The sequence below is a fragment of the Mesorhizobium sp. WSM4850 genome, from assembly GCF_055811735.1.
In genome coordinates, this window is the sequence record NZ_JBVVPV010000068.1 from 1 (window position 1) to 21,977 (window position 21,977).

The 21,977-nt window shown below is 59.9% G+C and carries 14 protein-coding genes and 10 pseudogenes; 9 read left to right on the forward strand and 15 right to left on the reverse strand.

The features are described 5' to 3' along the window. The 5 genes and pseudogenes from AC0L2Z_RS32805 to AC0L2Z_RS32825 all read right to left on the reverse strand — a co-directional run. Positions 1–516: pseudogene (locus tag AC0L2Z_RS32805) on the reverse strand (Tn3 family transposase); the annotation flags it as partial. Between the two features lie 94 nt (positions 517–610). Continuing rightward, positions 611–1,306, reverse strand: a pseudogene (locus AC0L2Z_RS32810) (IS6 family transposase). A gap of 170 nt (positions 1,307–1,476) precedes the next feature. Continuing rightward, positions 1,477–1,935 (reverse strand): NUDIX hydrolase, encoded by a 459-nt coding sequence (locus AC0L2Z_RS32815; protein WP_353682560.1) that lies wholly within the window; start codon positions 1,933–1,935, stop codon positions 1,477–1,479. Positions 1,936–2,228: 293 nt separating this feature from the next. Next, positions 2,229–3,614 (reverse strand): TolC family outer membrane protein, encoded by a 1,386-nt coding sequence (locus AC0L2Z_RS32820; RefSeq protein ID WP_473482640.1) that lies wholly within the window; start codon positions 3,612–3,614, stop codon positions 2,229–2,231. A gap of 626 nt (positions 3,615–4,240) precedes the next feature. Further along, positions 4,241–4,576, reverse strand: a pseudogene (locus AC0L2Z_RS32825) (helix-turn-helix domain-containing protein); the annotation flags it as partial. Positions 4,577–5,295: 719 nt separating this feature from the next. On the opposite strand from AC0L2Z_RS32825, the gene AC0L2Z_RS32830 reads away from it, so the two are divergent. Together AC0L2Z_RS32830 and AC0L2Z_RS32835 are read left to right on the forward strand one after the other, a co-directional pair. Then, positions 5,296–7,371, forward strand: coding sequence for a S46 family peptidase (locus tag AC0L2Z_RS32830; protein ID WP_473630353.1), 2,076 nt, complete (start codon positions 5,296–5,298; stop codon positions 7,369–7,371). Between the two features lie 462 nt (positions 7,372–7,833). Continuing rightward, a pseudogene (locus tag AC0L2Z_RS32835) lies at positions 7,834–8,216 on the forward strand (type 2 periplasmic-binding domain-containing protein); the annotation flags it as partial. Here AC0L2Z_RS32835 and AC0L2Z_RS32840 read toward each other — a convergent pair. The 9 genes and pseudogenes from AC0L2Z_RS32840 to AC0L2Z_RS32880 form a co-directional block, all read right to left on the reverse strand. Continuing rightward, positions 8,193–9,005, reverse strand: a complete 813-nt coding sequence (locus tag AC0L2Z_RS32840) for a TIM barrel protein (RefSeq protein WP_473525437.1) — start codon at positions 9,003–9,005, stop codon at positions 8,193–8,195. The pseudogene AC0L2Z_RS32835 and the gene AC0L2Z_RS32840 overlap by 24 nt on opposite strands. A 429-nt stretch (positions 9,006–9,434) precedes the next feature. Next, a pseudogene (locus AC0L2Z_RS32845) lies at positions 9,435–9,982 on the reverse strand (transposase); the annotation flags it as partial. Further along, positions 9,967–10,110 (reverse strand): annotated as a pseudogene (locus AC0L2Z_RS32850) (IS6 family transposase); the annotation flags it as partial. The pseudogenes AC0L2Z_RS32845 and AC0L2Z_RS32850, both read right to left, overlap by 16 nt. Before the next feature lie 720 nt (positions 10,111–10,830). Further along, a complete protein-coding gene (locus AC0L2Z_RS32855; RefSeq protein ID WP_473630354.1) occupies positions 10,831–11,400 on the reverse strand; it encodes an alpha/beta hydrolase family protein in 570 nt (189 codons plus the stop codon). Beyond that, positions 11,397–11,681, reverse strand: coding sequence for an alpha/beta hydrolase family protein (locus tag AC0L2Z_RS32860; RefSeq protein ID WP_473630355.1), 285 nt, complete (start codon positions 11,679–11,681; stop codon positions 11,397–11,399). The genes AC0L2Z_RS32855 and AC0L2Z_RS32860 overlap by 4 nt, the downstream gene beginning before the upstream one ends. Before the next feature lie 149 nt (positions 11,682–11,830). Beyond that, positions 11,831–12,019, reverse strand: coding sequence for a tautomerase family protein (locus AC0L2Z_RS32865; protein WP_473482634.1), 189 nt, complete (start codon positions 12,017–12,019; stop codon positions 11,831–11,833). Beyond that, positions 11,994–12,230, reverse strand: coding sequence for a tautomerase family protein (locus tag AC0L2Z_RS32870; protein ID WP_473630356.1), 237 nt, complete (start codon positions 12,228–12,230; stop codon positions 11,994–11,996). Before AC0L2Z_RS32870 ends, AC0L2Z_RS32865 begins: the two co-directional genes overlap by 26 nt. 59 nt (positions 12,231–12,289) lie before the next feature. Then, positions 12,290–13,645: an MFS transporter gene (locus tag AC0L2Z_RS32875; protein ID WP_473630357.1), complete on the reverse strand. Its 1,356-nt coding sequence runs from the start codon at positions 13,643–13,645 to the stop codon at positions 12,290–12,292. 60 nt (positions 13,646–13,705) lie between these two features. Continuing rightward, on the reverse strand, positions 13,706–14,692 hold the full coding sequence (locus AC0L2Z_RS32880; protein WP_473630358.1) for an NAD(P)H-dependent flavin oxidoreductase: 987 nt from the start codon (positions 14,690–14,692) through the stop codon (positions 13,706–13,708). 116 nt (positions 14,693–14,808) lie between these two features. Between AC0L2Z_RS32880 and AC0L2Z_RS32885 the strand changes: the two genes are divergently transcribed. After that, a complete protein-coding gene (locus AC0L2Z_RS32885) occupies positions 14,809–15,735 on the forward strand; it encodes a LysR family transcriptional regulator (protein WP_473498190.1) in 927 nt (308 codons plus the stop codon). On the opposite strand, the gene AC0L2Z_RS32890 is transcribed toward AC0L2Z_RS32885, so the two are convergent. Next, positions 15,732–15,974, reverse strand: a complete 243-nt coding sequence (locus AC0L2Z_RS32890; protein WP_473630359.1) for a hypothetical protein — start codon at positions 15,972–15,974, stop codon at positions 15,732–15,734. The two genes, AC0L2Z_RS32885 and AC0L2Z_RS32890, sit on opposite strands and share 4 nt — an antisense overlap. Positions 15,975–16,523: 549 nt before the next feature. Between AC0L2Z_RS32890 and AC0L2Z_RS32895 the strand changes: the two are divergent. The 6 genes and pseudogenes from AC0L2Z_RS32895 to AC0L2Z_RS32920 all read left to right on the forward strand — a co-directional run. Beyond that, positions 16,524–16,764 (forward strand): annotated as a pseudogene (locus tag AC0L2Z_RS32895) (Tn3 family transposase); the annotation flags it as partial. Between the two features lie 134 nt (positions 16,765–16,898). Then, positions 16,899–17,021 (forward strand): annotated as a pseudogene (locus AC0L2Z_RS32900) (phenazine biosynthesis protein PhzF); the annotation flags it as partial. Positions 17,022–17,899: 878 nt separating this feature from the next. Then, entirely contained in the window at positions 17,900–19,759 is a 1,860-nt protein-coding gene (locus AC0L2Z_RS32905; RefSeq protein ID WP_473630360.1) for an ABC transporter ATP-binding protein, read from the forward strand. Positions 19,760–20,885: 1,126 nt separating this feature from the next. Continuing rightward, a complete protein-coding gene (locus AC0L2Z_RS32910) occupies positions 20,886–21,686 on the forward strand; it encodes a YggS family pyridoxal phosphate-dependent enzyme (protein WP_473482624.1) in 801 nt (266 codons plus the stop codon). A gap of 15 nt (positions 21,687–21,701) precedes the next feature. Continuing rightward, a pseudogene (locus AC0L2Z_RS32915) lies at positions 21,702–21,830 on the forward strand (dihydrodipicolinate synthase family protein); the annotation flags it as partial. 70 nt (positions 21,831–21,900) lie between these two features. Next, positions 21,901–21,977: pseudogene (locus AC0L2Z_RS32920) on the forward strand (Tn3 family transposase); the annotation flags it as partial.

Consider the following 21,977-nt stretch of genomic DNA (forward strand, 5'->3'; position numbering starts at 1 on the left):
TAGATGCCTGTCAGGTTGATATGTTCCCAACTCAGCGGCGAGATATGCTTCAACAGCGTATCTGGAATGTTTCGCCCCCCTCGTTTCAACTGTGTGGCCCGCGCGGTCGAGATAGACCGTGTTCCAGTGTACGATCGCGCTGACGACGAGGCGCGCTTGAGCTTGTGTGCTGCTTCGCCCTTGTTGAGGCCGGCTTGGCAGCGTGCCGGGCTTGAGTACCATTCAATCATGAATATGGATCGCTCGATCCTGCCCAGTTCCCGCAGCGCCCTTGCGAGTTGGCTTTCCTTCGGAGATGCCGATAGCTTTTTCAGGATCGTCGAGGGCACAACTGCGCGAGTGGCGATCGACGCCGCTAGATGAAGCAGATCATCCCAATGGTCGAGGATCAGGGTGGTGTTGATCGATGTGGTTCGACAGCGCCGGATAGGCATCGCTTTTCTCGAATGTGTGGAACTTCCGATCCTTGAGGTTGCGCAGTCGCGGCGCGAAGCGCTTACCGATCAGGGCGAACAGCCCGAAGACGTGATCGCTCGCACCGCCAGTGTCGGTAAAGGGTTCTGTCGCAAATCGTGCTTTTGGTTACAACGGGACGCTTTCGCGCCGATGATCATGCTGCAAGGATTTCGAACTGCTCGGCGATCGAGGGACGTGGATTATAGGCGAACCTCGCCTGCCGTTTGCGCATCATGTGAACCATCTCGATGCCGGAAAGGACGGCATCGGCACTCGCCATCGACTTGAAGCCGAGCATTGACCGAGTGCGGCGCTTGATGCGCCGATGGTCCTGCTCGATCCGATTGTCGAGGTACTTGCTCTTGCGGATGCGGATCGGCTTCAGCGCTCGTCGCGGTCGATTCCGCAGACGGTGTTCGGCGTCGCAGGAAATGATCGCCTCATGATTGGTCGGGCCGCCGTCGATGACGATGCGATCCGGTCTGCCGTGGCGCTCCAGGGCCTTCCGGAAGAAGCGCTTGGCTGCCGGCAGGTCGCGGTGTTCGCTGAAGAAGAACTCGACCGTGTCGCCGACGCCGTCGACGGCACGATAGATACATCCGTTGGCCGCGTATCTTGATGTATGTCTCGTCCATGTGCCACTTGCCGGTGACGGCGCGCTTGCGCCCGTTGAAGCGCTCCAGAAGCTGGGGCGAGAAGTGGACGACCCAGCGGTGCACAGTCGAATGGTCGACGTTCAGGCCGCGTTCGGCCATCATCTCCTCCGGACGCGCAGGCCGAGATTGTAGGCCAGATACCAGCGCACGCACAGCAAGATCACTGATCGGTCGAAATGACAGCCTTTGAACATAACAAGCGCGCGCCAGATATGGCTGCCATTCCGTTTGCGACAGAATCACCGAGCCTCCATCATTCAGTTCCGCCAGTTCAGCGGAAGGCCGACGCTTTCGCGCTCGCCGGAGCGCCTCGTTGAGTGCGACGCGGGTGAGCCAGGTAATTGAGCATGTTTTATCCTAGCGTTCAGAAACAAGCCAGTTCAGGCGCTATAGATTCCAGTAGGGCAGCCAACTCAGGTTCGTCGACCAGGAGGGCTGCTTGATCGGGCTTAAGCCAGGCCCGTCTTCGATACTTCCGCTCTTTCCATTCATCCAGCTCCTGCTGCACGTGAAGCGGGTATACTTCAACGGTTACCGGGACAAATGTGTCCTTCAATCGCTTCCAATAATGGAAGCTGCCGACGGATTGCTCATGGAAAGTGCCCACTACTCCGGCTTCCTCACCAGCCTCTTGAGCTGCAGCCTCGCAGTCTTGTCGACCCTTCATCGGCCACCCCTTGGGCAAGATGAAGCGGCCTGTTTGCCGAGACGTTAGCAGCAAGATTTCATCGTCTCCGTCTGCAGTGCGGCGATAAGGCAATGCGGCAACCTGTGCGATGGGCGTACCACGGCGCGCTCGCTTCTCCAGCTTCTTTTTCTTCAACCGGCCATCCATCTCGCTAAAACCTTAGCCCGTATTGTCGGTAGCGGGCTAGCTTTTGGCGATAGCCACAGCTGGGTTCTTGGACGACTCCGCCCCTGGCCGGGAGGTGTCCAATAAGCCGTCTTCAAAGCCCTGCGCGACGGCGCGCCCGATATGATCGCGGGCCGGTCCGTTTCGCCGGCAACCCGTATGCCGAGAGAGACGTATCAAACATGAGAGGCAGGCACTCCCATGCTGGTGGGAGGCGAAAATGCATCCACTTGTCATCGACGCGAAGCTTCAACTCGGGCAGTTTATCGCGAATCTGGCGTGCGTAGACCGGTCCACTTGTCCTTGACAGTGTCGTCCGGCCTGTATTTTGTCACCTGCAGGTTGAGACGCTTGGCCGAAAGGTGACCGATCGCCTGTAGGATGCCATAACTCGCCACCACCACGTCGTGTTCGGCTTTGGCCTGATTGATCTTGCCGGAGATGACTGCGGCCTGGGCGTTGAGAACGTCGAGCGTGGTGCGTCGGCCGACATCGCGCTCCTCGATGACGCCGCTCAAGGCAAGCTGCGTAGCGGCAGTCACCTGCCTGTTGGCGGCTACAGTTTGCCGGGCTGCGGTGTACGTGGTCCATGCTGCAATCACTTGCTGACGCACCAGATCGCGGCCGACATCGGTTTCGATCCGGGCCTGACCAAGCGATTCCTTATTCCGTCGTACAAGCGCCGAACTGCGGCCACCCGAATACATCGGTATGGTCAATGTCGCGCCGATGCTGGCCGAATTGGTCGTGCCGTCCTGCTGGCTCGCTATAGGCGAGGTGTTGCGATAGGCGCTCGATACGCCAGCGGAAGCGGAGAGTTGAGGCAGCAGCGCACCTTCGGCCGATTTCACCGAAAACGCTGCCGCGTCGACCAGATGCTGCGAGGCCAGGATGGCGGGGTGCTCGCTTGATGCAGTCACGATTGCCGCATCGAGACTCGGCGGCATCAGCTTCGATGGCGGCGAAGCGGCTCTGAGCCTCCCCGGCTCGTGGCCGACGAGCTGACGATAGGTCGCCGCACTCACTAGGAGCTGCTCACGGGCGCCGGCCAATTCCGCCACGGCAGACGCGCGCGAAGCGTCGGCTTGAGCGACGTCGGTACGCGTAACCTCGCCAACCTCGAAGCGCGAACGCGCAGCTCGCGCCTGCTCGGTCAGGAACCGCACGTTTTGCTGCGTCAGCACCGCTACCTGCCGGTCGCGAACGACGTTCATATACGCCTGGGCTGATTTGAACAGGATGTTCTCTTCGGTGTTGCGCATGCTTTCGACCGAAGCTCTGACCTGCGATTCGGCAGCGGCGACGTTGTTCCTAGTCTGAAAACCGTCGAACAGCGTCTGCTTAATCTTGACGCCATATTCGCCGGTCGTCTTTCGCGCGTTTTTATTGCTCCCGTTAACATGGCTGCTGGACTGACCGACGTTCGCGGAACCCTCGATCGTCGGGCGCCACCCTGACTTGGCGATGGCTACGCTCTCATCGGTAACGCGGACCTTGGCGCGGGACGAATTTAGAGAAGAATTGTTCTGGTATGCCTCCGATAGGGCTTCCAAAATGCTCTCGGCGGAGGCGGCGTTCGAAGATAGCGGTGCAGTCGCTACAATCAACAATGCCAGTCCCGCCAGTCTCTTACGTGATCGCAAATTCATTTCTCCATTCTGAACGCTGGATAATCCCGGCCGCACAGCAGCTACCAATCAACGCACGGGCCCCGCGTTGAACGCGCCCAGATTACTCGGGCCCGCAACTAGGACGCTGTGAGTACCTCATGCGCCTCCTGGGTGCGGATCGGCGCAGCCACGCTTCGGACCGCGGAAAGCTTTTTGCGAAGAGTGATAAATTGAACAAATAGATTGTTTGGATCGATGCATCCAAATGATGGATACAACTGCTCCCTGCCTGATAACCATTGGACCAGACATTCGCACGCAAAAAGGGCGGGCCCCGGATCAAGCTCATTCGATTGCGACCCCAGCGACCGTCATCTCGTTTCGAGATTGACAGCGGCACCTCGCCGGGCATCAGGTCGGGAGCGATTTGAGAGTTTCGACGTAGCGTTCGGAGATGGCGGCGTTCATCGGCGCGTTGATGATCAACGGTGCGACAAGACCGTGGCATCGCAGCCCAGCGATGAAGGTCTGCGTCTGCCATTGGCCGAATGGCGGCGCATGCGTCCTGAAGCGCTCGCCCTTCGCTACCCAGCCGGTGTCTTTGGTCAGCTTGGTATTGGTCGACGTCTCATCGAGGAAGATCAGGCGTGCTAAAACCTTGTTGGCGAAGGCAGCGTCTCCTTGCTGACCGCCAGCTGATGCCGTTCGATCAGCTTCTCGCGGGCAAGCGTCGGACCGAAGTCGATGTAGTGTTCGCGGATCAGCTCTAGCACGAAGTCGCGAACACCATCGACAATGCGATTGTTGGAACGCCGGCCACGCGCCTTGTGCCGGAGAGCCCCAGCGCCATCCGCCTGGAACGTCTTCAACAGCCGCTGGATCTGACGAACTGAAACGCCGAGCAAACTTGCCGCCGCAACGCTCGTCATTCGCCGCTCAACAATCTTCGACAAAACCTCGATACGCCGCAGCTCGCGTTCGCTCATCAGAACCAGTCCCAATCTGCAATCTCCCGCGCTCTCGAATGCGGGCAGATTGTCAAGGCAGGAGCGACATTCCTACTTTGCCAGATCCGGACATTTTAACTTAGCTGCTACAGGTCGAAGTCGCATAATTGGCACAGCGGAACGGGAGCTGAGCAGTTCCTGAACCGCCCGGCGCCTCAAGCGGCGATAATAATTCAGATGTTCGCAGATGGGTCGCTCCACTTCCCGACCGGCGAACACCAGCGAGGATATGCCCAGGATACCGCATGGTCTTCGGCGTATACGGCTAGGTGAAGAAACGCACTCTCACAATTTAATGGCCAGCGACGGCCGTTCGGCAGCGGGCTTCGTCGCTGGCGAGGACGAGGGTGTCGGGTCTACGACGAAATGTCGGAGGTCGGACATGGAAGGCAGCTTACCATTTGGGTCGATGAAAGCTTTATCATTTGGCACGATTAGTGCAACGGATAATCCGCAAACGTTGCACGGAACCGATACGATGTGAGGGAAGCGTCATTCAGATGTTTGCGTTGACCGTCCCCTTAGTCTTCACCCAGTGGCAGCCGCGCAGGCGCTGGCGTCGCCGGCCAGCCCGATAGCTCATCGATCCAGTCGGCGGAGACAGTAGATAGAGTGGGAGAGACACCAGTATGAACTGCGAATGTGATAGGGTTGCTTGGGTAAGTGCCATCGCCTTGCTGTGGACGGCCACTGCTGCATCGGCGAACGAAGGCATGTGGATGCCGGCCCAGAGTGCAGAAGTCGGCGCGGCCATGCGCGCGGATGGGCTCCAGATCGATCCCGCGCAGCTGAGCCGTCTGGACGCTGCTCCGCTTAACGCGATCGTTTCACTGGGCGGATGCTCCGCCTCATTCGTCAGTCCGCAAGGACTGGTCGCCACCAACCATCACTGCGTGCTGGAATCCATCCAGTACAACAGCAAGGAGAGCCAAGACTATCTCACCAACGGGTTTCTGGCGAAGAGCCTGGGTGAAGAATTGCCTGCGGCGCCCGGCAGCCGCATCTATGTGATCGAGGATATGCGGGATGTGACCGCTGACATGCTCAAGGGCGTCTCGGACAAGCTGAACGGCTTTGCCCGCTATGAGCGGCTCGAAGCGAACCGCAAGGCGCTGATCGCCGCGTGTGAAGAACAGCCCAATCGCCGCTGCGACGTGATGCCCTATTATGGCGGCGCCTCCTACCATCTCCAGCAGAAGCTCGAAATTGAGGACGTGCGCCTCGTCTACGCGCCCGCGCCCGGCATCAGTAACTTCGGCGGCGAAACGGACAATTGGATGTGGCCGCGCCACACAGGCGATTTCGGCTTCTATCGCGCCTATGTCGCTCCTGATGGTTCCTCCCGGCCCTATGCGCGTGACAATGTGCCTTACCGGCCAAAGAGTTGGCTGCCCATAGCCCGTGAAGGCGTCCAAGAAGGCGATTTCGTGATGGTCGCCGGCTTTCCCGGCGCAACCCAGCGGTTCCTCACCGCCGATGAAGTCCGGTTCAACTTCACCGACTACGAACCACTGTCCCAGCGTTTGCTCTCGGATTATGCCGCTCAGATCAACCAAGCCACGGCAGGCAATCGCGAAGCGCAGATCCGCTACGCCTCCATCCTACAAGGCGTGGAAAACTACAAGAAGAAGCTGGCGGGCGATCTAGCCGGCGCCGACGCGATCGGCCTCGACGCGCGCAAGGCTACCGAGGAGGAAGCTTTTCGCGCCTGGGTCGCTGAGTATCCCGTGCGGCAGACGCGCTTTGACGCCGCAATCCGCGAACTGGACGCGATGGTGGGCGAGAATAGCCGGGCTTCGCTGGCGAGGCTGCGCCAGGCGTTGCTCAATCGCGCGCAACTACTGTCATCGGCACGCACTCTCTATCGCTGGACAAAGGAGCACGAGAAGCCCGATGAAGACCGTGAAAGCGGCTTTCAGGATCGTGACCGTAAAGAAATCTCGGATCAGCTGACGCAGATCGAACGCCGCTATTTGCCAGACATCGATCGAAAGCTTTTCGAGGCCGCACTCGACGAATATCGCCGGCTGGACGCAAAGGATCGCGATACTGCTTTCGAAAGCGCTTTGGGTCAAATTGGCCTTGACCGACTTTATGCAGACACCAAACTCGCAGACACGGCAATGCGGCTCGGCTGGCTTGACAAGCCCGCTGCTGCCTTCGAGGCGTCGGAGGACCCTTTCATTAAGCTGGCGCTCGCTCTTTACCCCGGCGACTTAGCTGCGGAGCACGCTGCGAAGGACCGCGCTGGACGCAGCCAGGCGGCTCGCGCCATCTACATGCACGGCCAGCGTGCCTATCGGCAGGCAATCGGCCGGCCGATGTATCCCGACGCGAATGGCTCGCTGCGCACCACTTGGGGCAAGGTGGCGGGGCGAACACGCGACGGGCAGATCTGGATGCCCTTTACCACGGCGGAGGGACTTCTGGCCAAAGAAACGGGCAAGGGTGAGTTCGATGCTCCAGATGCGGCCATCGCAGCGATCCGAGCCAAGGATTATGGCCCCTATGTCGCGCCGGCGCTGGGCACGCTTCCAGTCGACTTCCTGTCCACCGCCGACATCACCAACGGCAATAGCGGCTCGGCCACGCTGAATGGGCGCGGCGAGTTCGTCGGCCTCGCCTTCGATGGCACGCTTGATGGAGTGATCTCGGATTGGGCATATGCCGCAGACCGCAATCGCAGCATCCATGTCGACAGTCGCTTCATGCTCTGGATCATGGACAAGATTGACGGCGCTGGCCGGTTGCTCAAGGAGATGGGAGTGCTGCCGGCGTCGCGCTCCTGAGCGGGGTAGTCTGGTGGTAGGGAAATGCAATTCGGGGACATTGACGTGAGCTTGCCACAGCGATCGTTGATCGTGCTCGAATCGGCCGGCGCTCCAATGCATGCGCAACATTCAAGGTTCGCCAGCGCCTGAGCCGTTGCCCAATACCGCTTTCCCCTTGGCATAACTTCAAATGACTTAATCTGTGCAGTCGCACCGATGCGCCTGAACATCGCACTTTCATCTTTTTTGCGTGTTTCGCAAACTCTGGACAGGGCTAAATTGCGGACGGCTGTTTCGCTAAGTCCACGCACAGCTTGCCGGCGTCTGTCCTCGGGAGAGCTGGCTTGATTTGTCTGAACAGTTTGGCGAGGACCGCGAAATGAAGGCAGCATAGGGAATGGAAGCGCCACGGGCGACGACTCGATAGAAGCGGTTCACCCGTTCGACCAGCGAAGTGACGTTCATTAATCGCACTACTCAGGGTCCGAGCTGAAGCCCTCCATCGAGGAGCGGTTTTTCTTGAGCATGGCCTCAAGAGACGTGTCGAGGTTATCGTGCAGGCGTTTAGGATGATCCCGCCGATGGTCTCAGGCACAGCTCGTATAGCGACCATGCCCTTCCGGCTGATTGAGCATTTCAAGAAAACCTTCCCGCTGCGGATCATCGAACTTCCGCTGCCGCTTCCCGCATTTACCGAGGCCCTCCAATGGCCCGCCTTTCACAACAGTGATGCGGCAAGCATCTGGATGCGAGAGATAGTGTTACAGGAGGCGTCTCGAATGACTTCTCCGCGGGACGCCAAAAGCCCGTCTCAGGCACCCCTAATTTACTCCCGCGTCTCACGCCGCCATTCGCGTCAATAGCCCTTGTCGGACGAGATCGATACTCGCGGCAAGTGCGCCTGCGACGTCGTCCAGCGCGTGGGCTGCGTCGACAAACGGTGCGAAAGAGAAGGGGCCCTCATAACCGCCATCAAGCAGCGCCTGGATCTGACTGCCATTGTCGGAACCTGCTAGGACGCGATCCGGGTAAATCCAGTGGATTGGATCGTTCACGCTTGAAATGTGCACGAGACCGGTCAGGTCGCAGGAGAAGAACGGCTCCCCGGCGAGCGTGTGATGAAACGTGTCGTGCACGAGGCGGAAGACGGACTGGCCATCAATGGCGGCAATGGCCTTAGCCGCTTCGTTCTTCGATCGAAGCGAGCAAGTCTGGAAGCCGAGCGGCTCGATGAGACCGATCAGGCCGCGCGACTGGAGGATCGGCTTGAGCGCCTTCAAGGCAAAGCGGAGATCGCCCCGGCGCTCGCCATTGGCGGGCCACGAGCCATCGTTGACCGGCACCAGCATGAGCGTCTTGGCGCCGCAGGCCGCCGCATAATCGGCGAGCTTGCTCGCTTCGGCCTTGCGGGCGGGTGTCCACTCATTGAAGCGCTGCAAGGCATTGATGGAAATAATCCCAACGCCTGCTTCGGCGGCGGCAGACCGGACGTCCGCCGCCGGCATGCCGCGTGCAATAGCATTGCTGCGCTGTTGGCTGCGGATCTGGACATCGGTCAGGCCCTGGTCACGGGCAAAAGCGAAAAGTGCCCTGACGTCGAGTCCGGACGTCGCCATGTGGTCGAGTGCAAAGCGGGGCGCTGCTTGGCGCATGGCTTGGCTTTCCTTCAATGTTCCGGGAAATCTTTCTTTGACGCTATTGCGACACTTGACTTAAGACAAACGATTAGATCAGATGTTTTTCATCTGAAAAGGAGATGGCTGATGAACAGCGCCGACCTCCGGTTTTTCCAGGCGGTTGTGAGAGCAAACAGCACGGATTGGAGCACAATGGCTGGCCAGGGTGCTCCGCTTGCGCGTGCCATGCGGCCAAACTCATTTCGAGGTCAGCACTGCTGCTCTTAAGACCGAGGTTCAACAATCAAATCGAGATCAGTAAGTGTGACTGTCGTCGAAGGTGACCCGCAGCAGCCGAGTGCCCCATCTGTGGGATGCCTCTCGTTTTGCCAAAACTTGGAGAGTCACACGATCTTCGCATGATGGGTCGGAACAAGAACTGCTCAAAATCGTACGAGGCATTTATCAACCAAAGGCAGCTACGGTTGATTTGATGATGATTCCTCCACCCAGGCTTCGGCGCATCTGACGCCCCGTGGCGACGCGAAAAACGCTCAGTAGCTGCAGCGCCGGCGGCACGCGCGACCAGATGGTCCTCAAGACTTCTAGACCATGCCGGGTGTTCCGAACGGCGCTCCCGGATACCACGCGCTGTGACCATCGGAAGCCAACCTCGTGGAAAGGTCGGCATGCTGCTGGCTGATATGATGAAAGACGCCGGCGATGGTACGGCGGACGCGGGAGTTGAAGCCCTCTACCGAATTGACGTGGACGGCATCGCGAACATACTCACCACTGGAATGCTTCACGGTCTCCTGCTTGGCAAAGCTTCTCACCAATGGCCATGAATGCTTTCCACTCGTCGCTTATCAAATGAGCTCTCGACTCGATCTGCGCTTTAATGACGCGTCGCTTGCTCGCGCTGAGAGACCGGTCACGACCGCGGCACGCGCGTCACCGGCCGGAGCGCCGGTCGTGACGTCGGTCGGTCGCTGCACCATGGCCATAACCGGCGCCTATCGATACTGATGCCGCGCTCGGCCATCATTTCCTTCAAATCGCGAAGGCTCAAGCCGTAGGCCAGATACCAGCGAACGCAAAGCAGAATGACGGACTGGTCGAAATGGCGGCCCTTGAACATCTGAACTCTTCGGCGAAACTACCAGAGGCCGTGCCATGCGCCTGGTTACCGAAGACTTTGCAACACAGCCTCGCGCACATCTTCTGCTGAAAACCCGCACGCAGACCCTCGATGGCTCCCTGCGGTCGACCTTCCTGCAAATGGTATCCCGGCATGGCGAACGACACTCACGAGAACGGCGAAATGGTCCGCGCGGCTTGACCGCCCCACAAATCCTCATGCTCCCCTCGTACGGGCGTGAAGCATCTCGAGCATCGCAGGCCCGGCGCGCTCGACGATGGCGACGCCGGCCAGCAATCCTGCGCGCAGTTACGGGGCAGGAGCGGGTTAGCCGCGGAAGGAAGCGGCTTCCATTGCGCATGGGGATATGGAACCAGTCGAGGACATGCTCACTCGCCTGCGATCATTTCCGCGTGCGACGGGACTTCTTCCCAACTGCCGGTACGAAAGGTAATATCCTGATTGGGTGCTTCTTGGTCGAGAGTACGCCGTTGCAGTTCGCGATCATAGCCGCGCCGTCTTCAGCCAGCGAGCGGCCTACGATCAGCTCGAATTTTTCTTCCGGTCGTCACGGGGCGGATGTACTCGGGAACCGGGCAGGTTCACGCGGGCAGGCATCCTGCATGAAGGATAACTGACAGGCGAGCGTTACCGCTTTCGCTAAGACGCCGCCAATTCCGGCGGCATTGGCGGCCGAGCGAGCGCCGTTCGACGCGCAAATTATTCGCCATTGGACTTTAGAAAGGCGACCGTCGCTAAGATCAGCTTGTCCACGGTCTTGGCACTCTGTTCAACGCCGAAACCATGATCAACGGGTTCAGCCCACAGTTCTTCCGGACCGTCGTGATAAGCCAGCAACGACTTGGCGAGAACGGGTTGGGGAAAGACGATGCTGTCGCGCGTGCCGACCGCGAGGAACAGCGGCCCCTTGTAGCGCGAGATTTCGCCGGCAGGCTGCACCGCGTATAGGCTCTCGAAGAAGCGGCCTTTCAAGGGAATTTCCTTCCCATCTCCGACGCGCTTGGCCGGATAGACTTTATCGCCCGCTGTCACAGCTTCCGCCATCTGCTTCTCGCCAAAAATGGAGATGAACGCTGCCGGAAGATTGATGCCGGGGTTCCAGAGCACGACAGACTTTAAAGGCGTTTTCGTCCGGCCGGCAACTGCTGTCGTGACCGCACCGCCCAGGCTCATTCCCATCAACGAAATACGTTCGCCGTCGACGCTGTCATTCGTCGATAGGAAGTCGAGCGCCGCTTGTGCGTCCGTTATCTCGGTTTCGACGGTCATGTCTTCGAATTTGCCGTCGCTCGCGCCGCTGCGCGAAAATCGATCCGAAGCGAAGCGATGCCATTCTTTGCGAGCACCGGCGCGGCACGCCCGAACAGGCCTTCCTTCACCGCCTCCGAACTCCATTCGTTGCGGCTGCCGGTGAAACCGTGAAGCATCAGGATGACGGGAGGATTCGCGACATCATCCGGCGTGACCATCGTGCCTACGATTGTCTGGCCTTCGACTTGGAACTTGATGGTGGCCTCCTTGGCTTGCGCCGAAACTAAAAAAGTTGTCATCAGCATTCCCAGTGACGCTGCAACGGTTCGGTGTAGCTGTTTCATAGCTGCTCTCTCCTTGTTGTTTGAATTTGCGCGGCCGGTCAAAGCTGATGGCGCGGCCGTATCGGACTGGCATTAGACATTGACGTGTCTCACCGCCGCGATGCCTAATTTCCGCGAAGTTCGCCGGTTATGAATTGAGCTCGACCAAGGCCGAAGGACCAATCCGCGTCACCATTTTCTACGATACTGACCACAACATCTGCAGGGTCGATCGCACACACATCCAAAAGCCCTGTTGCAACGAAACGATAGAAGGCCTGTTTGTCGTCAGTTGACCGCGCTCGCGAGACCACCTCGATAAATGATCAGCCTGTCGCTGCGAAAAAGACCAAGGCCGGTATCCTCCGCGCGCACATGCGATCTCTCGTGTTGGATCAGGATCTGATAGCGATCGGCTGGCGGTATATGGAAAGCCCTGACCACCGCCTCATGGATGCAGTCGAGGATCTTGTCCTGCTCCCCAGGCGATCGGCCCTTCAGAAGGTTAATTTTTATCAGCGGCATGGGTCGTCCTCGGAAATAGGAAGAGGGCGGGGACGCGCACTCGGCGTCCCGGTGAAGATTCAGATTGTCCTCGCAGGTAGGCCGGTTGGGGCAGCCTCGGGCTCCCCAGCCAGCGCGCAGGGGAACCAGAGAACATTTACGACTGCGCTCATGATCGCGATCGCAATGGGATAGGCCAGGCCCGCATAGATGTTGCCCGTGTAGGCAACCAGCGACAGGTTGATGAGGGGAACAAAGCCGCCAAACACGCCTGTTCCGATGTGATAGGGCAGCGAGAGCGAGGTGTAGCGCAATTTCGCCGGGAAGAGCTCGACGAGGAAAGCTGCCATAGGGCCATAGACCAATCCGACGAAAACGAGTTGGGCGACGATCAGCGCTGTTACCAAAACGAAGTTCTGGGCAGCGACGGCGGCGGCGATGCCCTGATAGATTGGAACATAGAACACGGCTGCCAGAATGAAACCGGTGACAATCAACTTGCGACGGCCGATCCGGTCGGACAAGGCGCCGAAGAAAACGATGAGGGGCGTTCCGATCACCAAAGCAGCAGCAAGGCAAATGTTCGCTGTCAGGAAGTCAAGCTTCAGCACGCTTTGCAAGAAATACAGTGCGTAGAACTGGCCTGTATACCAAACGCACCCCAGGCCGGCGGTCGCCCCGAACAGTGCAAAGGCTGCATAACGCACGCCATCACCGGTGGCGAAACTCTCACGGATTGGGCTCTTTGCGGTCTTCCCGCCTTTGCGAAGCTCCTCGAAGACCGGGGATTCGCTCAGCTTGAGGCGCAGATAAAGGGACAGCACGATCAAAACCGATGATAGCAGGAACGGAATTCTCCAACCCCATTGCTTGAAGAGTTCTTCGCCGAGCGACAGCCGACACGTAAGCACGACGACAATCGCCAGAAAAAAGCCGACGCTTGCCGTTGTCTGGATAAAGCTCGTGAAGAACCCGCGCCGGTTCGCCGGTGCGTGTTCTGCAACGTAAACGGCGGCGCCGCCGTATTCGCCGCCTATCGCCAATCCCTGGATCAGCCGAAGGACCACAAGAGCGATCGGTGCGAAATATCCCGCGGTCTCAAAGGTTGGCAAGACGCCGACGAGCGCGGTCGCAATGCCCATCAGAAGGAGCGTCATCAAGAACGTGCTCTTGCGTCCGACGCGGTCGCCGATGCTGCCGAACAGCAGGGCTCCCAATGGGCGCACGAGGAAGCCTGTGGCAAAGGTTGCGACGCTGATCAGAACAGCTGCCGTCGGTTCATTGGCAGGGTAGAAGAGCGTTGAGAAGAAAATCGCCAGACTTCCGTAAAGATAGAAGTCGTACCATTCGATGACCGTGCCGGCGCTTGATGCAAGGACGACGGTCCAGATACCTGGTTTGCGGACGGAGTCGCCCCTTTCCTGTAGCTGTTGCATGCTGCAGTTCCCCTTTTATGTTTTGAAAGCAGTCGGCCCTCTCTTCAGGGCCGTGGTAAGTCAGCTCGCGATGCGCTGATCGAATGCGTAGACCCCAAGTCTTTCGCCTGCCTCGCGCACCGTTCGGCGAACGATGTCCTTCGCCGACGGCAGATCGTTGATGAGGCCCACCGCCTCACCGACAGTCACGTTGGCCGTGTCATAGTCGCCGGAGGCCCATGCCGCCTCGACCTTCGACAATTCTTCGGAATGCAGCGTGCGCAGCTCTTCTTCCCGCCCGCGCCACTTGTCGATGAAGCCGTTTTTGAGCAGTCGGCCGGTATAGCCAGCGGGCCAGGCCTTCTGACGGACGATATCGTAGACGGAAGTCCGGATTGTCTCGTCGCCAGAGGCCGCGACTACCTTGTCCTTGGCTGCCGGATGGATGAGCGACTCGGGCGTAGCCCAGAACCTGGTTCCCATCAGGACCCCGTCTGCTCCGAGCATCAGCGAAGCGGCCAGGCCCCTACCGTCGGCAATGCCGCCTGCCGCCACGACAATGACAGAAGGCGAAATCTTTGCCACCAGATCCACGACTGCGGGAACGAAGGGCATGGTTGACCGCGCGACCAGGCCATGGCCGCCGGCCTCGGTCCCCTGAACAATAAGAACGTCGGCGCCAACGTCGATTGCGCGCCGGGCATGTTCGAGTGTGTGGATCATGCAAATCAGCGGAACACCCGCCTGCTTGACCCGTGCCGCGAGCTTCGCCGGATCCGAAAACGAAAGCATCATCGCGGACGGACGCTCCGCAAGTGCGCGGTCAAACAGATCAAGGTCGGCTTCGACTGCCCAGGCGATGAACCCGCAGCCAACGCGTTCATTGGTAATCAGCGACGACTCTGTTTCGTACCATTGACGATCAGCATATCCCCCACCCAACAGGCCCAGACCGCCGGCGTCGGCGACGGCGGACGCAAGCGCGCCACCCGCGGCCGGGGTCATCGGGGCAAGGATGATGGGATGCTCGATTTCGAAAAATTCTGTCAGACGCGTTCGTATCGTCATCAATACTTCTCCCAGCTTGAGGAAGTTCCCGGAAATTTTTCTTTGACGCTATTGCGACACTTGACTTAAGACAAACGATTAGATCAGATGTTTTTCATCTGAAAAGGAGATGGCCGATGAACAGCGCCGACCTCAGGTTTTTCCAGGCGGTGGTGAGAGCAAACAGTATCGGAGGGGCTGCCGGTGTGCTCAACACGGTGCAATCCAACGTCACCGCGAGAATAAAATCGCTTGAGGAGGAAATCGGTGCTCCGCTTTTTCATCGCTCCAGGCGAGGGGTTACACTGACAGCCACCGGCATTCAGCTCGTTCCCTATGCCGAGCGCGTCGGAGAGCTTCTGGACGAAGCCAAGCGCGTCGTCACAGACCGCGGTACGCCGTGCGGTTTACTCAGGATCGGCTCCATGGAGACCACTGCAGCGCTTCGCCTTCCACCGATCCTGATCCGCTATGCTGCAGAATATCCAGAGGTCGACGTACTGGTGGAGGCTGCCCCGACGGAACAGCTCGTCAGCGAGGTCGTCGGACGCAAACTGGATGGCGCGTTCGTCTCCGGCCCCATCGCTCATCCCGAACTGAAGAGCCTATCGATCGTCGAAGAGGAGCTCGTTGTGATCTCCTCGCCGCGGTTTCGCGAGCTTTCGGATCTGAAGGCCTTGGCCGCATCGCCGGCTCTGAAGGTCCTCGCTTTTCGATCGGGCTGTTCCTATCGCCGGCGCATGGACATGTTCCTGGCGGCGTGTGGGGTAACGCATGTCCGCTGGATGGAACTCGGAACAATGGACGGGATTATCGGCTGCGTCGCCGCCGGGGTAGGGATGGCCATGCTACCTCGGGGGGTCGTTCAGGATGCGGCAGCCGACGGACAGGTCATCATACACCAGCTACCTGACAATCTGCGGTCGGCGCCGACTGTTTTTGTGACGCGGAGCGACGAGTATCTCTCCGCGGCACTTCAGGCTTTCATGGCGGTGGCGTCTGAGGCGCATTCACGGCCTCAGCCGGCAGGACCAGAGCCGGCCCGACAACTGCAGCGGGCTTAAGAAAGGTGGAGCAAAAACAAGGGGTCAGTCAGATCTATCTGACGCATCACCAGCATCTTTGCGATATCGCCCGGCGGGTTTGCCCCGATGCGCGCATACACGAGCTGGCCGTGCCGCTCGAGCCGGAACGCCGAGCTGCGTGACACGTCGAAGCCCCAGAGCTGCCCTATCAAGGCCGGCGGGGCCGGCGACCAGCACCCGGCAGCCGGGCAGCGCGCCAAAAGGACCCCGCCCGTCATATGAACTGCATCCCTCATAGTGCGTCGCAACATTTTGATGCTGCACTGCGGAACCTTGCGGTAGAGCGGGAGTTCTCTGTGCTTCTAGCAAGCGAGGGCTCGATGAGGCGCTACAAGATTCTGCCGTCGGAACCAGGGCTGTGGTCTGTGATCGATTGCCTGACAGGGCTTCCCGCCGAGAGATACGGTCGGCCGCTCACCGGGCTGACCCGGTACGAAGCCGAAGAGGCTGCCTTTAACCTCAGCGAGAGCACTCCGCCATGGATGGCCTTGGTCAGACGCCGCAGACCTTAATCAAGGCTGCCGATTCCACGGATGGTCGAACGCGATGCGCCTCCCACTCCATCACACCCGTTCGCGTAACCTCTCACCTCTTCCTTCTGGATGCGTGCGTCATGGCAGGGGGCGCATGTGCTCCCCAGTTCGCCCTGGCATAAGAGCGGGACCGTCGCGGTGCGCCACCAGATGGTTGGCGACCGTGGCCGGAACCGTCGCCCGTTCTCTTGCCGATGAAGTGCGGGGTGCCCGACACCGAAATGGCGCGCGAGCCTTCTGCCGATCTTGACACGGGCGATCGACTGGAACCTCATCGAGCAGCAGTATGACGAGTTGATCAAATATGCGGCGGCCTGCAGCACCGCACGGCCGATGCGGAATCGATCCTGCGCCGCTTTGCGCGGGCGAGCGTGCAGCGCCCAAGCTACAGGGCGCTGGCCCAACTCGGCAATGCAATCAAGACCATTTTTCTCACCGCTATCTCGGCTCGGAAGCCTTCCGGCGCGAAATCCACGAAGTGTCGCTTGGCAGTTAATAGTGAGAACGCAGTCGTTGAGTCAGGTTTGGCAGTTTATTGCGAGAATGGCGTAGCTCGGATTCTTCATTTTAACTGCAATCGCATTAACTGCATCGCATCAGTGCAGTGGTGCTGAACTCCCTGGCGAGGCGACCGGCATCTTCGTGCTGGAGGAGAATATCGGACCGGTGCGTTGCGCGGTGAGCAAGCACGACGGCCCGACCTTCGACGAGTTCGATCTGGCGAAACTGCCGCTCTTTCGCAACGTGGTCGATCTTCAGCGACAGCCTAGCGACCCCGGCTTCTAAACGCCGTCATGGAGTAGCTCCTGCAATCGTTCGACCGAAATGTCCGATGCAAAGATCAGGTCGTGAGGGAATGTCCCTTCCCCGCAGATGATCGGCAGTCGCTCGATCGCGCGACGCGCGGGATCGGCTTCTTCCGCGAACCCGCAGGTCGATATCAGAAAAAGGTTGCGGCGGTTACCGCGAACCCATGGCTGGCGCGGCAAGCGCTCTTTTCAGCAAGCGCCCTGGTCGGGAGCCGGTGAGGATGAAATTCGGCTCGGGTGCGACGATTACATGCTCGAGGTTCCATTCGGTCTTCCCGAGCGTGTCCGAAACTGAACAAGAATGTCGGAGCCCCACCCGCTGGCCGTTACAGCCAGGCACCGGCTGGCGAGCAAGCGGTGGAACGAAACGGAGCGCGAATCCGGCACGCAAATTGCGCTGATCTCGTAAGTGAGACGTCGGCAGGGCGTCGTGGAGGACCGAGAAATCAACCAGGAGCGTGCTCGATGCCCGCAATGAGACGGCCAGAACAGGACGATGAACCCAGCCACACCTGGGGAGCTGGACCGCTATAGCCAGCCGCGGCGCCTCCTCATAGATCGCGCCTCCTTCAGCCAAGCCGTCCACCAGCACTACCAAGGCCACCCTATGCAGCTCTCGAACGTGGCCACAGCACGCATGTTCATTCAAGTGCGCCCCTCAGCCTGCGTGGTCCGCTCGAAGCGCGCCGGGAACGCATTGTGTGTAGACGAGGAACGTGCGCTTGGCAGTTAAGGGGGCGCGCGCTCTCGCACTCCTCCGATGCGCCCACCCATTCTTCTGATCAGCCGGTTTGACCCGCCATGTCGCCTTCGCATTTCATCTATCGCCCCTTTGAGACGCTTATCCGCCCGCTGGATATCCCCTACGCGCCTTTGCCGGCAACAGGTCCGTTTGCGCTGCTTCTGCATTTCGCACGCATGTTCCGTGGCGTGCTGGCGGCCATCGCCGTCTTCATGATGGCGGTCGAGGGAATCAACCTCGCGGTGATCTGGGGCATGTATATCATTGTGGACGGGGTGAGCACGAACGGTGCGGCGGTTTTCCTTGAGGAAGCTTGGCCTATGCTCACGTTCCTCGGCCTGCTGATGTTCCCCGTGCAACCGCTGCTGATGTTCATCGCCAAGACATTGGGTTCCCAGGCAGTGTCCGTATGCATGCCCGCGGCTATGCAATGGCATGGCTACAAGGCGGTCGAACGTCAGGACCTTGCATTCTTCCACGATCTCTTCGCCGGCCAGGTGGCGTCGCGCATTTCGCAACTCGCCGCCGCCGTGCAGCAGCAGATCGTCGTAGCGTCTTCCAGCATACCGTATTTTCTCGTGCAGTTTCTCGGTTCGCTTTCGCTGCTTGCCACGCTGTCCTGGCCGCTGGCGCTTCCGGTCTTTTTTTGGATCGTGGCGAACGTCACAGTCGCGGTTGTGGCAGTGCCATATTTTGCCGTGCGGTCCCGCCACTCTGCCCGCGCGCGCAGCCTCGTCGTCGGCGCCATGACCGACCTCTACAGCAACATCCACGTGGTCAAGCTGTTTGCGGCCGAAGACAGCGAGGCGGACGCAATGCGCACCATCATGGGAGATGCCATTGAGACGCAACAGCTTGAACGGCGCATCCACTTAACAAGCGACACCAGCGTCGTCCTGCTGAACGTACTTCTTTCGCTGACCAACATCGCCGTCGGGCTCTGGGGACTCGTGGCCGGTTTTGTCACCACCGGCCAATTTGTTGCTTCAATCGCACTCGTTCAGCGGCTCAACGCCAACTCCCTGGCCTTTCTCCAGCTAGGACAGCAGATATTCCAGGCTGTGGGCACGATACGCGACGCGATGCCGGTCATCACCACGCCTTCAACGGTAACCGATGTCTCCGGAGCCAGGCCGCTGGCCGTTGTCGCCGGCGCGGTCGAGTTCAGAGATATCCGGTTCGAATACCGGCAAGGAAAAGGGGTAATCGAGAATCTATCGCTCAGGGTCCGCGCCGGCGAGAAGGTCGGGCTCGTCGGCATGTCGGGGGCTGGCAAGTCGACGCTTGTCAGCCTGCTTCTGCGGTTCTTCGACGTAAACGATGGCGCAATCGTCGTCGACGGCCAGGATATCCGTTCGGTGACGCAGGCAAGCCTGCGTCAGAATATCGGGGTCGTGACCCAGGATGTCTCGTTGCTCCATCGCTCTGTCGGGGACAATATCCGTTACGGCCGGCCGGATGCCTCGCCGGAGGAGGTCGAACGCGCCGCAATGCTGGCCGATGCGGACGGTTTCGTGGCCGATCTCAAGGACAGCGAAAACCGCACCGGCTACGATGCTTTCGTCGGTGACCGCGGGGTGAAGCTTTCCGGCGGCCAGCGTCAGCGGGTCGCCATCGCTCGGGTGCTGCTTAAGGACGCGCCAATCCTCCTTCTGGACGAGGCGACTTCCGCCCTGGACAGTGAAGCCGAGGCGGCGGTCCAAGGAAAACTCGAGCTTCTCATGGAGGGCAAGACGGTGATCGCGATTGCCCACCGCCTGTCGACGATTGCCAGCATGGACAGGATTGTCGTGCTCGACAAAGGGCGCATCGTCGAGGAGGGCTCCCCCTCGGAGCTACTCAAAAGCGACGGCCTTTATGCCCGCCTGTGGCGGCGGCAGGCCGGCGGCCACATTGCCGACACTTCCGAGGAGAGATAAGCCGACTGGAAGGTCGTTCGTCACGGCTCCGCGCTGCTCGCAATGCTTGGCTGTTGTCGTAGAGAGCGGGCATGTTCGCGTTAGACAAATCTCGGCTTTCGCCGCCTCCGTCGCAAATGTGTGGGAACGGGCGACGAGATTGCCACAAGAGCTCTTCGGTTCTATCGCGAGAAGCTGACCGCCCGCGGCCGTGCCGATGCTGGTGCCGCCGAGTCTTAAGCAGTGGTGATTGCTCGACTTCGTCTCCGACCGTTCCCATCCTCACTGTCGTCGACGATTGGACGCGGGACACAAAGCGCGTTGCTGAGGCGGTGCCCGAACGTGCAAGGACACAGAAGCTTACGATACGAGGGTGAGCCGAGTCGAAAAACGCATTGGAAACTCCGTCTGGTGCAATCCGGACCGGGTCACAAGGCGTGGTACAAGAGTTGGGTGACGCAACACCGCTGGTTAATTGCGCCGGTGCTATCGCGGCCTCTGGCCCGCAACGGCGCAGGCAACACCCCGAGGAGCAGGGGCGCATGGCAGATTGCCCCAACCGGCTCGACGTCGCCATGCTCGACGAGCTTCGGGAATTGGGGTCGGCGAACGCATGACCGGCAGGGCCGGGGGGTGGCTCGTTTGCCGACGCCACTGCAATTGGCCCCGCAACGGGGTCGCGAGCCGGAATTCAACCAGGCCGTTCGCCCTAAAACTGATCCAGCTCAAGGCAGCCCACCGCTACCCATGTAGAACGGGCAACGAGCGCGGTGCGCACCAGACAAAGGGCAACGACCAAAGCCGTCCTCGACATCGCATCGGAGTTCAACGTCTTTGCATCAATGCCCAGGACTGGTCGACGCGACAAACAACTCCCCGGGTACAGGCGCTGAGAGCCGCCGACGTTTAACGGAAAATCACAAACGGGCTATCCGATCCCTGGGGGGCAAGGAGGCCGCCCCATGAATCGCTGCACATCATCAGTTGCAATTCTTGCTTTCGCCACCGTCTGCACATTGTCTGCCGTCGCTACGGCGGCGGATCGGACCATCTATGCAGCGCCCGACAAGAGCCTCGTGTTTCTTAGTGGCGTCGGCTACACGTGGCTCAAGGCCAACGAGCTTGTCTACGACAGGGGCAGATCACAATGGGCACGAACAATCCGCCGCTTTCGCCCGAGGACGTCGAACGCTTCGGGCCTGATCCCCTTACCAGCTTCCGCACCAATCTGGCGTCGGTTGAAGAGCGCATCACGCTTGCTTGCGCACGGGCCGGGCGCGACCGTGCCTCCGTGCGGTTGCTGCCGATCACCAAGACGGTGCCGGCCCATATCCTGCGATATGCCTTCGACGTCGGCATCAGCACCTTCGGCGAGAACAAGATCCAGGAGGCAATGACAAAGTGCGAGGCGCTTCACGATCTCGCCATCGACTGGAGCATCGTCGGACATCTGCAGACCAACAAGGCCAAATATCTGACCCGCTTCGCGCGTGAGTTTCATGCGCTCGACAGCCTGCGGCTCGCCGACCTTCTGAACACGAGGCTGGAGCGCGAAGATCGCTTCCTCGACGTCTATGTGCAGGTCAACACGTCTGGCGAGGGCAGCAAGTTCGGCCTCCATCCGAACGCACTGCTGCCCTTCGTGGAGGCCCTCGATCAGGTTCCCCGTCTCCGGCCCTGCGGGTTGATGACACTTGCGCTGTTTTCCTCCGACATGGCCAAGGTGCGGCCTTGCTTCATTCTGCTGCGCCGACTGCGGGACAAAGCCGTGAAGCACAACGCCGCGCTCACCGGGCTCTCCATGGGTATGACCGGAGACTTCGAGGAAGCCATCGAGGAAGGCGCCACTGTCGTGCGCGTCGGTCAGGCCATCTTTGGCAAGCGGCCGACGCCTGACGGCCACTACTGGCCGGGTTTCGCCCCCACCGATCGAGGAATTGAACCATGATTTTTCGCGAACGGCCTGTCTGCTTTTCCGATCACCCCCGCCGATCGTTCCGGCCGAGTCGACGTTGACGCGCTACGGAAACTGGTCAGCCGGCTGATCGCGGCTGAGGTCGATTCCATCAGCCTGCTCGGCAGCACCGGCATATGTTGCAGAGATGGGCGCAGCGGCGAAGCTGCCAATCTCCCTCCTTGAGGGGGAGATGGCCGGCAGGCCAGGGCGAAACATTCCAGATACGCTGTTGAAGCATATCTCGCCGCTGAGTTGGGAACATATCAACCTGACAGGCATCTA